16 protein-coding genes are annotated in these 16,979 nt (G+C 69.9%); 11 read left to right on the forward strand and 5 right to left on the reverse strand.

Features of this window, described 5'->3' with window-relative positions; genetic code table 11:
* Nucleotides 1-10: 10 nt before the first annotated feature.
* Nucleotides 11-865: an outer membrane protein assembly factor BamD gene (locus ERL55_RS12375; protein ID WP_129136683.1), complete on the forward strand. Its 855-nt coding sequence runs from the start codon at nucleotides 11-13 to the stop codon at nucleotides 863-865.
* A 156-nt stretch (nucleotides 866-1,021) separates the two neighbouring features.
* Here the strand turns inward: ERL55_RS12375 and ERL55_RS12380 are convergent, their stop codons facing one another.
* On the reverse strand, nucleotides 1,022-1,909 hold the full coding sequence (locus tag ERL55_RS12380; protein WP_206733319.1) for a vitamin K epoxide reductase family protein: 888 nt from the start codon (nucleotides 1,907-1,909) through the stop codon (nucleotides 1,022-1,024).
* A gap of 284 nt (nucleotides 1,910-2,193) precedes the next feature.
* Between ERL55_RS12380 and ERL55_RS12385 the strand changes: the two genes are divergently transcribed.
* The 5 genes from ERL55_RS12385 to ERL55_RS12405 are packed head-to-tail and all read left to right on the forward strand — an operon-like array spanning nucleotide 2,194 to nucleotide 6,706.
* Entirely contained in the window at nucleotides 2,194-2,616 is a 423-nt protein-coding gene (locus ERL55_RS12385; RefSeq protein WP_129136684.1) for a type IV pilin protein, read from the forward strand.
* Between the two features lie 53 nt (nucleotides 2,617-2,669).
* Nucleotides 2,670-3,209, forward strand: a complete 540-nt coding sequence (locus ERL55_RS12390; RefSeq protein ID WP_164972192.1) for a prepilin-type N-terminal cleavage/methylation domain-containing protein — start codon at nucleotides 2,670-2,672, stop codon at nucleotides 3,207-3,209.
* Nucleotides 3,210-3,213: 4 nt separating this feature from the next.
* Nucleotides 3,214-3,639 carry a hypothetical protein gene (locus ERL55_RS12395; RefSeq protein ID WP_129136686.1) on the forward strand — a complete coding sequence of 142 codons (426 nt, stop codon included), beginning with the start codon at nucleotides 3,214-3,216 and terminating at the stop codon, nucleotides 3,637-3,639.
* Nucleotides 3,636-4,364, forward strand: coding sequence for a hypothetical protein (locus ERL55_RS12400; protein ID WP_129136687.1), 729 nt, complete (start codon nucleotides 3,636-3,638; stop codon nucleotides 4,362-4,364). Before ERL55_RS12395 ends, ERL55_RS12400 begins: the two co-directional genes overlap by 4 nt.
* Nucleotides 4,361-6,706, forward strand: coding sequence for a hypothetical protein (locus ERL55_RS12405; RefSeq protein WP_129136688.1), 2,346 nt, complete (start codon nucleotides 4,361-4,363; stop codon nucleotides 6,704-6,706). Before ERL55_RS12400 ends, ERL55_RS12405 begins: the two co-directional genes overlap by 4 nt.
* A 4-nt stretch (nucleotides 6,707-6,710) precedes the next feature.
* Here the strand turns inward: ERL55_RS12405 and ERL55_RS12410 are convergent, their stop codons facing one another.
* The 4 genes from ERL55_RS12410 to sucC form a co-directional block, all read right to left on the reverse strand.
* The gene (locus tag ERL55_RS12410) at nucleotides 6,711-8,348 is read right to left on the reverse strand and encodes an NAD+ synthase (RefSeq protein WP_129136689.1); all 1,638 of its coding nucleotides are present in this window, start codon (nucleotides 8,346-8,348) and stop codon (nucleotides 6,711-6,713) included.
* A 258-nt stretch (nucleotides 8,349-8,606) separates the two neighbouring features.
* Nucleotides 8,607-8,996, reverse strand: coding sequence for a DUF559 domain-containing protein (locus tag ERL55_RS12415; protein ID WP_129136690.1), 390 nt, complete (start codon nucleotides 8,994-8,996; stop codon nucleotides 8,607-8,609).
* 423 nt (nucleotides 8,997-9,419) lie between these two features.
* Entirely contained in the window at nucleotides 9,420-10,292 is an 873-nt protein-coding gene (sucD, locus tag ERL55_RS12420) for a succinate--CoA ligase subunit alpha (protein WP_129136691.1), read from the reverse strand.
* A 135-nt stretch (nucleotides 10,293-10,427) separates the two neighbouring features.
* Nucleotides 10,428-11,588, reverse strand: a complete 1,161-nt coding sequence (gene sucC, locus ERL55_RS12425; protein ID WP_129136692.1) for an ADP-forming succinate--CoA ligase subunit beta — start codon at nucleotides 11,586-11,588, stop codon at nucleotides 10,428-10,430.
* A 266-nt stretch (nucleotides 11,589-11,854) separates the two neighbouring features.
* Between sucC and ERL55_RS12430 the strand changes: the two genes are divergently transcribed.
* The 5 genes from ERL55_RS12430 to ERL55_RS12450 all read left to right on the forward strand — a co-directional run bounded on the left by ERL55_RS12430 (nucleotide 11,855) and on the right by ERL55_RS12450 (nucleotide 16,973).
* Nucleotides 11,855-13,453 (forward strand): HAMP domain-containing sensor histidine kinase, encoded by a 1,599-nt coding sequence (locus ERL55_RS12430; RefSeq protein ID WP_241685765.1) that lies wholly within the window; start codon nucleotides 11,855-11,857, stop codon nucleotides 13,451-13,453.
* 126 nt (nucleotides 13,454-13,579) lie between these two features.
* Entirely contained in the window at nucleotides 13,580-15,061 is a 1,482-nt protein-coding gene (locus ERL55_RS12435; protein ID WP_129136693.1) for a sigma-54 dependent transcriptional regulator, read from the forward strand.
* A 69-nt stretch (nucleotides 15,062-15,130) separates the two neighbouring features.
* On the forward strand, nucleotides 15,131-15,415 hold the full coding sequence (locus tag ERL55_RS12440) for a helix-turn-helix transcriptional regulator (RefSeq protein WP_129136694.1): 285 nt from the start codon (nucleotides 15,131-15,133) through the stop codon (nucleotides 15,413-15,415).
* Entirely contained in the window at nucleotides 15,412-16,698 is a 1,287-nt protein-coding gene (locus tag ERL55_RS12445) for a HipA domain-containing protein (protein ID WP_129136695.1), read from the forward strand. Before ERL55_RS12440 ends, ERL55_RS12445 begins: the two co-directional genes overlap by 4 nt.
* A gap of 2 nt (nucleotides 16,699-16,700) precedes the next feature.
* A complete protein-coding gene (locus ERL55_RS12450; protein ID WP_129136696.1) occupies nucleotides 16,701-16,973 on the forward strand; it encodes a hypothetical protein in 273 nt (90 codons plus the stop codon).
* Nucleotides 16,974-16,979: the final 6 nt, after the last annotated feature.

Consider the following 16,979-nt stretch of genomic DNA (forward strand, 5'->3'; position numbering starts at 1 on the left):
CCAGCAGCCCATGACCCGAACCCCGTCCGTCTTCCGTGTCGCAGTAATCCTGTCGCTGCTGGCCGTCCTCCTGGCGAGCGGGTGCTCGCGCCTGCGTGGCGACCGCGAGGAGGTCAACGAGGGGGTTCCGGTCGAGGAGCTCTACGACAGGGGCCACCAGTCGATGCGCTACGGCAACTGGAGCGCGGCCGCGACCACGTTCCGCCGGCTGGTCGCGCAGTACCCGTACGGGCCGCTCACCGAGCAGGCGCTGATCGAGACCGCCTACGCGCAGTACAAGATGGGCAACAACGAGGAAGCGATCTCCAGCATCGACCGCTTCCTGCGCACCTATCCCACGCACCGCAATACCGCCTACATGTACTACCTGCGCGGGCTGGTGAACTCCAACCGCGACACGGTGTTCCTGCAGCGGGTGTGGAGCCTGGACGCCAGCCGCCGCGACCTCGCCACGCCCAACCAGGCGTATGCGGACTTCGGCATCGTCGCCGAGCGCTTCCCCAACAGCCGCTACGCCGAGGACGCGCGCCAGCGCATGGTCGCGCTGCGCAACATGTTCGCGCGCCACGAGGTCGACACCGCGCTGTACTACCTGCGCCGCGGCGCCTGGGTGGCGGCCACCAACCGTGCCACCTACGCGCTGGAGACCTACCCGCAGAGCGAGTACCAGAGCGACGCCGTGGCGGTGCTGGCCGAGGCCTACACCCAGCTCGGCAACGAGACCCTGGCCGCCGACGCGCGCCACGTGCTCGAGCTCAACGATCCCGACCACGCCTGGCTGCAGGGCCGCAACTGGCCCGACTATCCGTGGGCGATCCGCAAGCTCAACCCGTTCGCCGGCGAGCGCTCGCCGCTGCAGGATTGAGCGGGCTGCAGAAGCAGACAGCAGGAAGCCGGCCCGATGGCCGGCTTCCTCGTTTCTGCCCGCTGTGGATGGCTCGATGCTGCTGGCGTGTGCCTGTCGCATCCGTGGGCGCCCGCCGCCCCCGGCGACCCACAGACGACCGTGCGGGCCCGCGCCTTACTCGCGGCGCGAGGGCCACACATAGCCGGACAGCTGCGCCAGTTCCTCCGGCGTCTTCAGCCCGGGATGGTGGAGCCCGTGGATCACCCAGGTCGGGTAGGCGCCCACGCCGGCCCGCACGCAGGCACCGGCCACCGGCCCGCCGCGGCCCTCGGGCGTGCACTCGACATACGGCAGCCGGCTGGCCGACGCACCGAACATGCGTGTCTGCCTGCGGCAGTTGGCGCACCACGACGCGCCGTAGTAGGTCGCGCCGATCGCATCCAGATGGTCGACCAGGCCCGCCACCCGCGGGTCCTCCGGGCGCCGGTCGAGCACGCCGCTGCCGCTGACCAGCAGCAGGGCCATCACCGCGACAGCGACCAGGCCATTGCCCAGCCACCAGCTGGTCCAGCCGGGGCCGCCCGGCGCCGCGGCCGGCCGGCGGACGTGGGTCCACGCGAACAGCGCCGCCAGCAGCAGCAATGACAGCAGGCACCAGGCACAGCTGGCGCCCACGTCGACCCAGCCGACCACGGTGAGCAGCACGCTCACCGCGAGCCCGAGCAGCGACAGCCGTGACAGCCAGCGCCAGCGCGCCAGCACCGAACGCCCGGTGACCGCCGCCAGCGCCACCAGCGCGTAGAGCACGAAGCCCCACAGCGCGAGCGGCAGGCCGAGCAGGGTCGACCACGCACTCGACTGGATCGCGTCGCACCCGCTGCCTTCGGTGCACCACGCGGGCGTGGCCCCACGCCAGGCCAGCATGGTGAGGTATCCGGTCAGCAGCAGGCCCGCGGCTGCGATCGCCAACGCAACGGCATCGGGCCGCAACCGCGGCTTGGCCACGCGCGCACTGCCACCGCGTTCCGGGCCGGCACTTGGCCGGCGCTTCTTCTTTGCCATCAGCTGTCCCCCTCGAACGAGCCGCATTCTAGCCATTGCCCGGTCGCGGCCGGCCGGATGGGGCATCCGGCGACGGGCTGGAACGCATGGCATAACTGCGGCCCAGGTCTCACGTTTTATCGGCCAATTGCACGCTGTGGCGATCTCACGCAACGCCAGCTGACTGCAGACGCCCCCAAACGGCGCGCTTTACCGGAGGTCCATCGGCCGCCACCTATCGTGGCGCATGCACGTATCGCGCGGGCGGCCTCAATACCCGCGCGGGGACGACCGGAGAAGCACGCATGGCCAGACGGGAGGGCACCGCAGGTTTCACCCTGATCGAACTGATGGTGGTGGTGGCGATCATCGCGATCCTCGCCGCCATCGCGCTGCCTGCGTATGGCAACTATGTGCTGCGCAGCAAGATGCGCGTTGCCCAGGCGGACCTGCTGGCGTTGTCGGCCAATGTCGAGAACCACCGCCAGCGCACCCTGCTGTATCCGGCCAGCGCACTCGGCAGCACCGCGGCGCTGCGCTCGGCCTTCCCGGGCTGGTCGCCGGCATCGGAGGCCGGCGATTTCTCCTTCGCGTATTCGCCGCAGAACGGCTACACGCTGACCGCCACCGGCACCGGGGGCCGGCTCGGCGGCTGCACGCTGCGGCTGACCGCGGGCAATACCCGCACCAGCCAGGGCTGCCCCGACGTGGGCGGCAGCGCATGGTGAGTCTGGCGCCCCGACCGGTGTTATCCGCCTGCGCACCCGTGCCGGACGCACGGTTGTGCGCGCGCCACCACAGTCGCGGCGTCACCCTCATCGAACTCGTGATCACGCTGGCGATCGCGGCGATGCTGATGCTGGTCGGCGTGCCGCTGACCGCCGGCTGGATCGACGGCGCCCGGCAGATGCACGCCCGTGCACAGGCCAGCGAAGCGGTGGCACAGGCCCGCGCGCTGGCGTTGCGCAACCCGGGCGCGCTGCCGTCCGACACCGTTGGCGGGGTGGCACGCCTGGAACTGGTGTCGCACGACGACACCAGGCGCCTGCAGGTGCGGGTGCGCAACGCCGATGGCAGCTGGCGCACGGCACCCGAATGGCAGGCGGAGCTGCCGCCGCACCGCGATATGGAACTGAAACTCACCGGCATCGGTGGCTTCGCCAGCGTGTCCAGCTTCCGTGCCGACGGCAACGCATTCTCCTGCGTGGCGTACGACAGCCACGGCCACCGTACCGATGCCCCGGGTTGTGCGCTCGCCACCCAGGAGCGCATCGCCATCGGGGCCGGCAACCAAGCGCTGGAATATGTGGAACTGCTCTAGGCCCATGCACAGGCACCAGCGCGGCGACGTGCTGCTGGAAGCACTGGTCGGCGTGCTGATCACCGCCCTGCTGGGCGCTGCCATGGCGCATGTGGCGGGCCGCGTGGCGGCCGGGCAGCACGAGGCGCGGGTCGCGAACCTTTCGGTCGAGCAGCTGCGCCACACCCTGCAGATGGAGGGCGTGGCGCTGTGCGATGCCGGCGGCACCACGATCGTCGCGCCGTGGACCGCGCAGGGCAAGCAGCCGGTTTCGGTGCAGTGCGCACCGGGCGCGGCGGTATCGCTCGGATTCGGCGGCGGCGCCAACGCGACGGTGACGGCCCCGCGGGAAGTGGCACTGCGCGTCCCGGTGCAGGCGCTCGAAGGCACGGCCTCGCAGGCACCCGACGCGGCCACCCTGGTGGTCGGCACCCGGCAGGTGGCGCGATGATTTCCGCGCCCCGCAGTCCGCGCAGGCAAGGTGGCCAGAGCCTCATCAGCATGATGGTCGGCGTGCTGATCTCGCTGGTGACGATCGCGGCAATGGTGTCGGTCTACCGCGTGCTGATCGACGTCTCCGGCAACGCCTCGCGCAGCGCGCAACGCGATGGCCAGCTGGCATCCGCGCTGCTCACCGTGCAGATGGAGATGCAGCGCGCCGGTTTCGGCATCGCACCGGGCGAGCCGGGCGTGCTGGCGATCCTCGACGGCGGGCGGCAGGTCGTCTGGCGCTACAGCCTGCATCCCGATCCCGGCCATGCCTGTGCGGGACTGCGCATCGCCACCGCCGCGAACGCGCCGGGCCTGCCGGTGGCGCCCGCCGATGCCGGCGCCGACCGCCGCGGCCTCTACTGGTTGCCGGGGCGCAGCTGCAGTGCCGCCGACGATCCGGCACTCGCCTGGACGGCAACCGGGCCGTCGGCTCCGCGGCGGCTGGTCTCGGCCACCGGTTTCTTCGTGCCGCAGGCCGCGGACGGCACTGCCTATGGCGACGAGGCCGGCGTGCACGCCCTGGGCAGTGCGCGCTTCGAGCGGGACGGCGCCTGCAGCCTGCCCTACGCCCAGCAGGCGGACCTGCTGCCGGTATCGCAGCGGGTGTCGCTGAAGGTCGGCAGTGACGTGGTGTTCTCCACCTGCCTCGCCAACCTGCGGGCCGGTGGCGGAGGCGTGGGATGAGCACTGTCCGCGGACATCGCAGCAATCCGCCCCGCCACCAACGCGGCGTGGCGACGATCCTGGTGCTGCTGCTGCTCGGCCTGGTGGTCGGCACCACGGTCTTCGCCATGACCGGCTCGCTGCGCGGCACCCAGCAGCGCCAGCTCACCGTGCACGCGGCCACCGCAGCGCAGGGTGCCGCGTGGCGCGGTGTCGAGACCATCCGCACCGCGCTGCTGGCGCTGCCGGAGGACCGCTACGAACGCTGGGCCGATGGCCAGGGCTGGAGCCGTCGCGACGCGGTACCGGCCACACCCGCCGCCGCGGCGGCGGCGGCGCCGTCCGCCGATCCGTATGCCTGCCAGGGCGCGCCGGTGCGCGGGGAAATCGCCATCACCGGCGCCGAAGCCATCGCGGTGCCGCGGGCCACGATCAGCGAGGTCTGCCGGCTGCCCGGCGCGGCGACCTACCGCGTGACCGCGCAGGTCACCGGCCGCGCATCGGAGGGCACATCCGCCACCACCTCGACGGTGGAAGCGGTGTACATCGTCGCGCTGCCCGGTGCCGCGGCCCCGCCCGGCGGTGGCGGCGCGGCGACGCTGGGGGCGATCAACATCTACCGCGACCTCGACATCTCCGGCGGCATCGCCTTCACCGGCGAGAACGCCGTCATCAACGTCGATGGCGACGTGCGCCTCGACAACGCCTCGATCACCGGCATCGACACCCTGCGCGCCACCGGCAACGTCACCATCGGCAGCGGCATCCGGGTGAACACCGTGGAGAGCGATGGCGACGTCGTGCTGCGCGGCAGCTCCGGCGTGTCGCAGGTGCGCGCGAAGGGCCATGTGCGGGTGGAAGGCGGGGCCCGGCCGATGTCGATCCGCAGCGACCGCACGGTCACCTTCGCCGGCGGCAGCGGCGACGTGGTCGAGGCGAAGGGCGACGTGCTGGTGACCGCCGGCGGCGTGACCATCAGCGCGATCACCAGCGAGGGCAGCGTGCGCTGGACCGGCAGCGGCGGCGGCGCCGGCTCCATCCGCGCCAACGGCGACATCGAGTACGGCGGCGCCAACCGCAACCCGACCACCCTGGTGGCGGGACGCAACATCAGCGTTGCCGCCGGCGCGACATCAGCGCATGCCGGCGGCCGGGTGCAGCTGTCGGGCTGGGGCCATACCGGCCAGGTGCGTGCCGGTGGCGACGTCGTGCTGCTGGGCAGCACCTCGGCGGGCACCATCACCAGCCGCGGCAATGTGCGGCTGGAGGGCAGCGGCGCGGCGGACGCCGTGTTCGCCAGCGGCTCGCTGTACGTATCCGGCTGGCAGGCGGTCGGGGCGGGCACCATCGGCGGTGCGCTGCAGCGCGCACAGGCCGGCAACAACAACGTCCGCGTCACCGTGCAGCGCGGCTACCAGGCAGGCGTGCCCATGCCGGCGACGGTCGCCGTGCCGGTGCTCGCGGCGATCGACATCCCGCGCGTGCGCGTGGACACGTTCCCGCTGCGCGAAGCCGCGAACTACCGCTTCGAAGTCGCCAACGGACGCATCCAGGTGACGGTGGCGCACGTGCAGGGCATCCCCGCCGGCACCTATGTGCTGGGCGATCGGCTGGCCAACAACAGCCGCCAGCCGGACTGGCTGTGCCGCCCGCAGGACATGTCCGGCACGCTGTGCACGCGGCCGGTGGCGACGATCTGCCAGGGGTTCTCGCCGCAGAACAGCTGCTTCGCCCATGCCAACGGCAACTGGACGGTCAACGGCACGTCGATGGCGCGCGGCCTCGCGTGGTTCGACGGCAACCTCGAAGTCGGCAACGGAACCTACGTCAACACCTTCATCGCCACCGGCAACATCCGCACCGCCGGTGCCCACCGCACCATGGCGCCGAACTGGGCGGGTTACGCATCCACCTGCACCAATGCGTCCGTGGCCGGCGGGGTCAACGCCAACTTCGCCGAGCTGGTGCCCACCAACCTGTGCGATACCGCCGCCCGCACGATGCTCGACAGCACGCTCGCCAATGCCGCCTATATCGCCGGTGGCTACCGGCCGAACGGCACGTACGGCGGCGGCTTCATCGACCTCGGCGCGTCGACGGTCGCGTCCGGCAACGTGGTGGCCGGCGACACCCTCGCCACCGGCGGCAGCACCCGGATCGACGGCTCGATCATCGTCGCCGCGCAGTCGGGTGCCACCGGCGCGGCGACGATCAGCGGCAGCACCACCATCAACCAGACCACCGGCGACATCGCCTTCGATCCCGGGGCGCTGCCCTGCCTGGGCGCGTCCTGCGGCGCTGCCGGGACCGCGCCGCCCACCGGCAGCCCGGAGGCGACGGTGCTCTGGACCCGCTACCGCTGACGCCTCAGGCGCCGTAGCCGTTGCTGATCGGGTAGCGGCGCTCGCGGCCGAACGCGCGCCGCGAGATCTTCGGGCCGGGCGCGGCCTGGTGGCGCTTCCACTCGCTGGTGCGCACCAGCCGCAGCACGCGGTCGACCAGGGTCGTCTCGAAACCCGCGGCGACGATCTCGTCGCGCGACTGTTCGTAGTCGACGTGGCGCAACAGGATGGCGTCGAGCACGTCGTAGGGCGGCAGCGAGTCCTGGTCGGTCTGGTCTGCGCGCAGCTCCGCCGACGGCGGCCGGCTGATCACCCCGCGCGGGATCGCGGGCGCGCCACCCACGGTATTGCGCCACTTCGCCAGCCCGTAGACCTCGGTCTTGTAGAGGTCCTTCAGTGGCGCGTAGCCGCCGGCCATGTCGCCGTAGATGGTCGCGTAGCCGACCGCGTACTCGCTCTTGTTGCCGGTGGTCAGCACCAGCCCACCGAACCTGTTGGACAGCGCCATCAGCATCGCACCACGGATGCGCGACTGCAGGTTCTCCTCGGTGACATCCGGCTCCTGCCCGGCAAACGTCTCGGCCAGCGTGTCGAGGTAGGCCCTGAACGGGGCCTCGATCGGCAGGCTCATCATCCGCACGCCCAGCGCCTCGCACTGTTCGGCGGCGAGGTCGTTGCTCAGCCCCGCGGTGTAGCGCGACGGCAGGCGCACCGCGGTGACGTTCCCGGCACCCAGCGCATCGACGGCCATCGCCAGCACCACCGAGGAATCCAGCCCGCCCGACAGCCCGATCCACGCGTGCGCGAAACCGTTCTTGCCGAAATAGTCGCGGATACCGCGGGTCACCGCACGCCACGCCAGCGCATCCATGCTTTCGTCGCCGTCGTCCACCCACACCAGCGGCGAGAACCGGCGCGTGGCGGCGTCGTAATCCACCACCAGCCACTGGTCGGCGAACGCGACGGCCGCCGGATGGATCGAGCCATCGCCATCCGCCACCAGCGAGGCACCGTCGAACACCAGCGCGTCCTGTCCGCCGACGACGTTGACGTAGGCGATCGCCGCGCCGGTCTCGGCGATGCGGTCGGCCAGCATGCCGTCGCGCTCGGCGTGCTTGCCGCGCTCGTAGGGCGACGCATTGGCGACCAGCACCAGCTCGGCACCTTCGCGCACGGTGTCGACCATCGGTTCGGCGAACCACAGGTCCTCGCAGATCAGCACGCCCAGCGGCACGCCCTTGACCTCGAACACGCAGGAGCCGCCATCGGGATCGACATGGAAGTAGCGGCGCTCGTCGAACACGTTGTAGTTCGGCAGCTCGCGCTTGCGGTAGGTGCGCTCGATGCGGCCGTTGCGCAGCACGCTGGCCGAGTTGTAGAGCACGCTGCCAGCGGACTCCGGCCAGCCGACCACCGCGACGATGCCGGTGGTCTCCTTCGCCACCCGCTGCAACGCGCGCTCGCAGGCGGCCAGGAACGACGGCCGCATCAGCAGGTCCTCCGGCGGATAGCCGCTGATCGCCAGTTCCGGAAACAGCACCACGTCGGCGCCGAACTCGTCGCGCGCCTCGCCGATCATCTGCACGATGCGGTCGGCATTGCGCTCCACTGCGCCCACCGGGAAATCGAACTGCGCCAACGCGATGCGGAGGGTCGTGGACATGGGGACACCGGAAACGGGGAAGGTGGCCATTATTCCAGACTGCACTGTACGGGCTGCATGCGCTGGATCAGGCGACCGACCTGCCGGGCAGCACGACCGTCGGCCGGATCGATGGCGAGGGGGTCATCCCACATCGGTCTGTCGTGGTGCAGGACCGGACCCTCGAAGGGCGCGCGATGCCGGACAGTCGGACGCCGCTATTTGGACCCTTCTCCCGCGTGCGGGAGAAGGTGCCCCGAAGGGGCGGATGAGGGCGTCTCAGGCCTGCTGGACCTCCCTCCACCGCGATGCCACGGTCGCGCACGCACAATCCGCTACGTCCAGCTCTGCCACGATCGCCTCCAGCACCCGTGCGGTTCGCACCAGCACATCGTGATTCCAGAACCGCAGCACCCGGTAACCGCGACGCTCGAGGAATCGGGTACGCGCGGCGTCCACGTCGCTGCCGTGCTGCGAACCATCGATCTCGACGATCAGGCGCGCTTCCGCACAGACAAAGTCGGCCACGAAAGGGCCCACGGGACACTGGCGACGGAACTTCGCGCCCAGCATGGACCGGCTACGCAGGTGGAACCACATCAGCTGCTCGGCGTCGGTCATCTCGCGGCGCAACTGGCGCGCGAGACCCTTCTTCACGTTCTGGCGCATCCATGCGCTCCGGTCCAGCGACGAGCGCAATGTGCGACACCCGCCCTGCTGCGACCATCGGAAAAGTCCGCGCGTTGTTGTCGGATGCTCCGCCTTTCTGCCCTCACCCCAGCCCCTCTCCCGCTCGCGGGAGAGGGGTAATTCCGCGCGTTGGAACAACTCGAACCTGCGGCCGCGAAGCACGCGCCACCCTTCTCCCGCACGCAGGAGAAGAGCCTGCCCCCGAGATGTCTTTGGTCGGGGGTGCCCCAGCGGGCGGATGAGGACCGCTTCGATGCACCGGAACGCCCTCGGCCTTTGTTCGCTCGCCGGAGAGGGGTCACTCCGCGCGACTGCAACGGCCCGCGCCTCTGCACCGAAAAGGCCGCCCGGAGGCGGCCTTTCAAGAGGTGCTTACCGCACACCCGTGCGCGTTGCGTGCTCTTACTTCACCAGTTCCGCGATCGCCGCGCCGAGGTCGCCCGGCGAGCGGACGGTCTTGACGCCTGCCGCTTCCATCGCCGCGAACTTGCCTTCCGCGGTGCCCGAGCCGCCCGAGGCGATCGCGCCGGCGTGGCCCATGCGCTTGCCCGGAGGGGCCGAGGCGCCGGCGATGAAGCCGACGACCGGCTTCTTGACGTGTGCCTTGATGTACTCGGCGCCCGCTTCCTCGGCGTCGCCGCCGATCTCGCCGACCATGATGATGCCCTCGGTCTGCGGGTCCTCGTTGAACAGCTTGAGGCAGTCGACGAAGTTCAGGCCGTTGACCGGGTCGCCACCGATGCCGATGACCGTGGACTGGCCGAGGCCGGCCGCAGTGGTCTGCTTGACCGCTTCATAGGTCAGCGTGCCCGAGCGCGACACGATGCCGATCTTGCCCGGCATGTGGATGTGGCCCGGCATGATGCCGATCTTGCACTCGCCGGGGGTGATCACGCCGGGGCAGTTCGGCCCGATCAGCACCACGTCGTCGTGCTGCTTGAGCACGTTGTCGACGCGCAGCATGTCCAGCACCGGGATGCCTTCGGTGATGCACACGATCACCTTGATGCCGGCGGCCGCGGCTTCGAGGATCGCGTCGGCCGCGAACGGCGGCGGCACGTAGATCACCGAGGCGTTGGCGCCGGTGGCCTCGACGGCCTCGCGCACGGTGTTGAACACCGGCAGGTTGATATGGGTGGTGCCGCCCTTGCCGGGCGTGACGCCACCGACGACCTGGGTGCCGTATTCCACCATCTGGGTGGCGTGGAAGGTGCCCTGCTGGCCGGTGAAGCCCTGCACGATCACCTTGGTGTCTTTATTGATCAAAACGGACATGGAATCTTCCTGTTGGAGCCCTTCCCGCGAAGGAGAAGGGTTTGGCGGCGAGGGCTGCAGTCTGGATGCGCCCTCGTCCGCCCTTCGGGCACCTTCTCCCGCGTGCGGGAGAAGGGAGGAAACAACGGTGAGGGCTCAGGCAGCGGCAGCGACGGCCTTGCGGGCGCCGTCGTTGATGTCGTCGGCCGGGGTGATGGCCAGGCCGGACTCGGCCAGCAGCTTCTTGCCCGCTTCGACGTTGGTGCCTTCCAGGCGCACGATCACCGGCACCTTGACGTCCACTTCCTTGACCGCGGCGATGATGCCCTCGGCGATCATGTCGCAGCGCACGATGCCGCCGAAGATGTTGACGAAGATCGCCTTCACCTTGTCGGACGACAGGATCAGCTTGAACGCCTCGGTCACGCGCTCCTTGGTGGCGCCGCCGCCAACGTCGAGGAAGTTCGCCGGCGAACCGCCGTTGAGCGAGATCACGTCCATCGTCGCCATCGCCAGGCCCGCACCATTGACCATGCAGCCGATGTTGCCGTCCATGGTCACGTAGTTGAGGTCGTGCTCGCTGGCGCGCACCTCGGCCTCGTCTTCCTGCGTGGTGTCACGCATGGCGGCGAGGTCCTTGTGGCGGAAGGTGGCGTTGTCGTCGGAATTGACCTTGCCGTCGAGCGCGTACAGATCGCCCGAGTCGAGGATCGCCAGCGGGTTCAGCTCGACCAGCGCCAGATCCTTCTCGTTGAACAGCCGGTAGAGGCCGCCCATGATCTTCGCCAGCTGGTTGGCCTGCTTGGCATTGAGGCCGAGCTTGAAGCCGATCTCGCGCGCCTGGTAGGGCTGCAGGCCTTCGACGAAGTCGACGTTCAAGGTCTGGATCTTCTCGGGGGTCTCGGCCGCGACCTGCTCGATGTCGACGCCGCCTTCGGACGAGGCGATGAAGGTGATCGAACGCGTGCCGCGGTCGACCAGCACCGACAGGTACAGTTCCTTGGCGATCTCGCCGGCTTCGGTCACCAGCACCAGGTTCACCGGCAGGGCGACGCCCGCCGACTGGTAGGTGGCCATGTTGGTGCCGAGCATGCCCGCCGCTGCGGCCTTGACGTCATGGGTGGTCTTGCAGAACTTCACGCCGCCGGCCTTGCCGCGGCCGCCTGCGTGGATCTGCGCCTTCACCATCCAGGGGCCGTTGCCGAGGGCGTTGGCGGCCTCGACGGCTTCATCGGCGGTGGACGCGACGCGCCCGGCCGGCACGGGGATGCCGTAGTCGGCAAACAGCTGCTTGGCCTGATATTCGTGGAAATTCATGAGGAATCCTGCGTGGGGTGACGGACCGCGCACGACGGATTCGCTGGCCGGAAGGCTGGCGACAGGGGCGCGGGCAGACCGCCATTCTCGCCGATGCTGCGCTGCGGGGCAAAAGTGAGGGTCGCGATCGGCGCGGTGAATCGGATCGATCGGGCTGACCCTTATCCCGCAGGCGAGTGAAGGGTCGGAAATCGCGCCGCGCAGGCATACCTGGCCGCCCGCCTATACTCGCGACGATCCCGCCCAGGAAGGCGCTTCTGTTCCAGTTGCCCGCCAGCATCGTCTACACCGACCGCGTCCTGCGACGCGAGCTGCAATTGCTGGCGCTGTACCGCCTGCTCGAGGCGAGCCTGCTGTGCTTGCTGGTGTTCAGCCCGATCGGCCCGCTGATCGCCGAACCGCACGACGCCAACCTGGCAATCACCGTGGCGCTGGGCGGCCTGCCCGCCGCGTTCGCGCTGTGGCTGTGGACGCGCAGGCCGGACGCACATCTCGGCGAACTGGCACTGATCGGCGTTGCGGTGGACATCACCCTGGCCCTGCTGATCACCCACGCCCTGCCCACCGCCGGCCCCGGCGTCGCCCTGCTGCTGCTGACCAACATCGGCGGCGCCGCACTGTTCCTCAAGCTGCGGGTGGCGCTGCTGGTGGCGTTCGCTGCCGCCGCGGCGATGATCGGGGAATACGTCTGGTCGCAGATCGAGGGCGGTTCCGTGCGGCCACTGGCGGAAGCACTGATGTTCGCGATCAGCTTCATCGCCATCGCGGTGCTGAGCAACCTGCTGGGCGAGCGCATGCGCGAAAGCCAGGCGCTGGCCGAGCGCCATGGCGAGCACGCCGCCAACCTCGCCGGCCTCAACGAGCTGATCATCCGGCGCATGCGCACGGGCGTGCTGATCGTCGACGGCCGCGACCGCATCAAGCTGGCCAACGAGGCGGCGACGCTGGTGCTCGGTGGCGAGGACGATGGCGCACTCGATGGCACCGCGCTGGCCGAACCCGCGCCCGAGCTGGCCGCGCGCCTCGTCAGCTGGCGGCTCGACAACCGCAACGACGAATCCCCCGTTCTCTGCGGCCCCGAGCGCATCGAGGTGCAACCGCGCTTCATGCGCCTGCTGCCGGGCAGCGACTCGGTGCTGGTGTTCCTCGATGATGCCTCGCTGGTCTCCCGGCGGGCCGAATCGCTGACCCTCTCGGCGATGGGCCGCTTCTCGGCCAGCCTGGCGCACGAGATCCGCAACCCGCTGGCGGCGATCAACTACGCCGCGCAGCTGCTGGAGGAAGCCGAACTCGCCGATGCCGACCGCCGCCTGCTGCAGATCATCAGCCAGCAGTGCCAGCGCACTAACGGCATCGTCGAGAGCGTGCTCGGCCTGGCACGGCGCGAACGTGCGATGCCCGAGCAGCTGGAACTGGTGGCCGCGGTGCGCCGCTTCATCGCCGATTTCCACCTCACCCTGGCGCCCGAGAACGGCAGCCTGCAGCAGGCCGGCCGAGATCGCCCCCTCGAAGCCGTGTTCGACCCGCGCCACCTGCAGCAGATCCTCACCGTGCTGGTGCAGAACGCCATCAACCACGGCCGCCTGCCCGGCGAGATCGCCAGGGTCACGGTGGCGGTCGAGGTGCGCGAGGGCCGCCCGGCGATCGAAGTCACCGACCGTGGCCCGGGCATCCCCGAAGCAGTGGCATCGCAGATCGGCCGGCCGTTCTTCACCACCTCGGAATACGGCACTGGGCTGGGCCTCTATATCGCCCGCGAACTGGCCAAGGCCAACGGCGCCACCCTGGACTACGTGTCGGTGCCGGGCGGCGGCGCCTGCTTCCGCCTGGTGCTGTCGGGACGCAACCCGCTGCTTTCGGCATAATTGGTCACCTATTGACCTGCGCGGGCAAAAGCCGGCGCCGCCGCACCGATGCGGACGCCCCTCACATCGCCACTGCCAGGGCGCGTGAGCCCCTGCAGGCGCGGCCCATCCCCATTCCCCAACCGCATGGATCGCGGCCAGGCAACCCAACGAGGATCCCCGGTGACCACGACCAGCGAACAACGCTCCGTACTGATCGTCGACGACGAGCACGACATCCGCGAGCTGCTGGTGCTGACGCTGGGGCGGATGGGCCTGCGCACCGACACCGCAGCCACCCTCACCGCCGCGCGCGAGCTGCTGGGCAGCGGCAGCTACGAGCTGTGCCTGACCGACATGCGCCTGCCCGACGGCTCCGGCCTGGAACTGGTGTCGGAGATCACCACCCGCTTCCCGCGCACGCCGGTCGCGGTGATCACCGCCTACGGCAACGTCGAGGCGGCGGTGGAAGCGTTGAAGGCCGGCGCATTCGACTTCGTCAGCAAGCCGGTCGACATCCACATGCTGCGCGGGCTGGTGCGGCAGGCGCTCGACCTCAACACCCGCCCGGCCCCGGCGCCCAGCGACGAGCCCGCCGGGCGCCTGTTCGGTGAATCCGACGCCATGGTCGACCTGCGCCGCACGGTGGCCAAGGTGGCGCGCAGCCAGGCGCCGGTGCACATCAGCGGCGAGTCCGGCACCGGCAAGGAGCTGGTGGCACGCACCATCCACGGCCAGAGCGCACGGGCGGCTGGCCCGTTTGTGCCGGTCAACTGTGGCGCCATCCCCAGCGAGCTGATGGAAAGCGAGTTCTTCGGCCACCGCAAGGGCAGCTTCACCGGCGCCCACGCCGACAAGCCCGGCCTGTTCCAGACCGCCGACGGCGGCACGCTGTTCCTGGACGAGGTGGCCGAGCTGCCACTGTCGATGCAGGTCAAGCTGCTGCGCGCGATCCAGGAAAAGACCATCCGCCCCGTGGGCGCCTCGATCGAGGTGCCGGTGGACGTGCGCATCCTCTCGGCCACCCACAAGGACCTCGCCCAGCTGGTGGACCTCGGCAGCTTCCGCCACGACCTCTACTACCGCATCAACGTCATCGGCCTGCACGTGCCCCCGCTGCGCGAGCGCACCGGCGACCTCAAGCTGCTGTCCACGGGCATCCTGCAGCGCCTGGCCCAGGCCATGCGCCGCCCCACCCCGGTACTGGCCCCGGCCGCACTGGCCGCGCTCGAGGAATACCCCTTCCCCGGCAACGTGCGCGAGCTGGAGAACATCCTCGAACGCGCGCTGGCGCTGGCCGAAGGCGACCTCATCCAGGCCGAGGACCTGCACCTGCCGCGCGGCCAGCGCCCGGGAATGCACCTGGGTGCAGGCGCCGGCCGCAGTGATGCATCACCCGGCCAGTCGCCCGGCGGCACGCAAGGCCCCGCGCCCACGCCCGACCCCCGCACCCTCAGCCCCTACGACACCGCCTCCACCGCCCTGCCCTCGTACATCGAGGAAATCGAACGCGCCGCCATCCAGCAGGCCCTGCAGGAAAACCGCTACAACAAGACCAAGACCGCGGCGGCGCTGGGCATCACCTTCCGGGCGCTGCGGTACAAGTTGAAGAAGCTGGGGATCGATTAGAGATTAAATTGCATTTAACCGGCCTCAAGCGTAATTTAATTTCGCATGGCCAAGCGGACACCCCCAGTGATGCCCCGTGCCCAGCGGCAGATCCAACGGCTGGGCGCGCGCCTGCGCGCGGCGCGGATGCGGCGTGGGATGACGCAGGGCGAACTCGCGACGCGCGTTGGCGTCAGCGTCCCCACGATCGGCAAGTTGGAAGCGGGCGATTCGTCCACGAGTTTCTCCACTGTGTGGCGCGTGCTTGCGGTGCTTGGGCTGGAGGCCGACATCGACAAGCTGGCCCAGGACGATCCGCTGGGGCGGGAACTCCAGGACAACCGTCTGCGGCGCCCGGGGGGTGGGCCCCGATGACCCCGGCCACGCGATCCAGCGAAGACATCACGATGGTCGAGGTCTGGCTCGACGACGCCACCCTGGGTGGCCCCGCGCTGGTGGGGCAACTGAACCGCCGCCCCAGCCGGACCGGCGACACCATCGATTTCACCTACGCTCCGGGCTGGCTGGAAAGCGCTCCGCCCCACCGCAGGTTTCCGTTGGATCCACAGCTCCTCCTCGGCCCTGGCGCGAAGCGTGCCCGTGCCGGCGCCGCCAGCCTGACCGGCGCGTTCCTGGACTGCTCCCCCGACCGCTGGGGCAAGATCCTGATGGACCGCCGTGAAGTGATCGCCGCACGTGCGGAGGATCGGCGACCCCGCACCCTGCGCCACTGGGACTACCTCCTCGGTGTCAATGACGAGTCCAGGATGGGCGCACTGCGCCTGCGCACGCCGGACGGTCCATACCTGGACGACGACGTGCTGAGCGCTCCGCCCATGACCGAACTCCGACAACTGGAAGCGATCGCACGCCGCATGGAGCAGGGCGACACGGCCGCCGACGGGCAGGAAGCGGCGTGGATCCGGCAACTGGTGGCGCCCGGCGCCTCGCTCGGCGGCGCGAGACCGAAGGCCGGGGCGCGCGACGCGGCCGGATCGCTGTGGATGGCGAAGTTTCCATCCGCGGAGGATCGTCGTGACGTCGGCCTGTGGGAATACATCGCCCATCGCCTGGCACTTCAGGCCGGCATCGTCATGTCGCAGGCCATGCCGATGCGGCTGTCCGGGCACGGCACGACCTATGCCGTCCAGCGCTTCGACCGGACACGGACAGGTCAGCGGCGCGCCTATGCCTCGGCCTTCACCCTGCTGGACGTGGACGACAGCGAAGGCAGCAGTTATCTGGACCTGGTGGAGACCATCGAGCATCAAAACGTGCCGGACGCGATCGAGGAAGACCTGCACGCACTGTTCCGCCGTGTCGCCTTCAACGTGCTGGTCGGCAACCGCGACGACCACCTGCGCAACCACGGTTTCCTCCGCGCGCCCGGTGGCTGGCGGCTCTCCCCGGCGTTCGACGTGAACCCCAACCCCGACAAGGACGTCCATGTGCTGGCCATCGGCGCCGACGACCCCACCCCGGACAGCCGCCTGCTGCTCGAGGTGCACGACTTCTACCGTCTTCAAGGAGCACGGGCCCGCGAGATCCTGGATGAGGTGCGCCACGCGGTCCGGCCCTGGCAGGAGGAGGCCAGACGCTGCGGTGCAAGGGCTGCTGAAGTCTCCGCAATGGTCGGCGTGATCGATCCGGAGCGCTGACGGTGAAGCGGATCGCCGCCCTCGTCACCCTCGCCAACCTCCTCGGGTACCTCGCCCTGATGCAGGTCGAGCCCCGCTACAGCCTGCTCCAGCCGCGCGGCGGCCTGCTCACCTTCGGCATCTCCTTAGCCATCGCCTGGGTCGGCCTCATCGTCGCCAGCCGCGACGACCTGCCGCTGGACCGTCGCTTCCAGTACGCCGCCGCTGCGTGGATATGGCTGCTCGTGCAAAGCTTCGGTCTCGGCTACATCTACTGGAAGGCGGTTTCGCCCTGAGGATCT

Source organism: Luteimonas sp. YGD11-2 (assembly GCF_004118975.1).
Lineage (GTDB): Bacteria > Pseudomonadota > Gammaproteobacteria > Xanthomonadales > Xanthomonadaceae > Luteimonas > Luteimonas muca.

Coding starts and splice junctions, on each gene's coding strand:
- ERL55_RS12375 (WP_129136683.1), top strand. CDS start 11: ATGACCCGAACCCCGTCCGTCTTCCGTGTCGCAGTAATCCTGTCGCTG.
- ERL55_RS12380 (WP_206733319.1), bottom strand. CDS start 1,909: ATGGCAAAGAAGAAGCGCCGGCCAAGTGCCGGCCCGGAACGCGGTGGC.
- ERL55_RS12385 (WP_129136684.1), top strand. CDS start 2,194: ATGGCCAGACGGGAGGGCACCGCAGGTTTCACCCTGATCGAACTGATG.
- ERL55_RS12395 (WP_129136686.1), top strand. CDS start 3,214: ATGCACAGGCACCAGCGCGGCGACGTGCTGCTGGAAGCACTGGTCGGC.
- ERL55_RS12400 (WP_129136687.1), top strand. CDS start 3,636: ATGATTTCCGCGCCCCGCAGTCCGCGCAGGCAAGGTGGCCAGAGCCTC.
- ERL55_RS12405 (WP_129136688.1), top strand. CDS start 4,361: ATGAGCACTGTCCGCGGACATCGCAGCAATCCGCCCCGCCACCAACGC.
- ERL55_RS12410 (WP_129136689.1), bottom strand. CDS start 8,348: ATGTCCACGACCCTCCGCATCGCGTTGGCGCAGTTCGATTTCCCGGTG.
- ERL55_RS12415 (WP_129136690.1), bottom strand. CDS start 8,996: ATGCGCCAGAACGTGAAGAAGGGTCTCGCGCGCCAGTTGCGCCGCGAG.
- sucD (WP_129136691.1), bottom strand. CDS start 10,292: ATGTCCGTTTTGATCAATAAAGACACCAAGGTGATCGTGCAGGGCTTC.
- sucC (WP_129136692.1), bottom strand. CDS start 11,588: ATGAATTTCCACGAATATCAGGCCAAGCAGCTGTTTGCCGACTACGGC.
- ERL55_RS12435 (WP_129136693.1), top strand. CDS start 13,580: ATGGATCGCGGCCAGGCAACCCAACGAGGATCCCCGGTGACCACGACC.
- ERL55_RS12440 (WP_129136694.1), top strand. CDS start 15,131: ATGCCCCGTGCCCAGCGGCAGATCCAACGGCTGGGCGCGCGCCTGCGC.
- ERL55_RS12445 (WP_129136695.1), top strand. CDS start 15,412: ATGACCCCGGCCACGCGATCCAGCGAAGACATCACGATGGTCGAGGTC.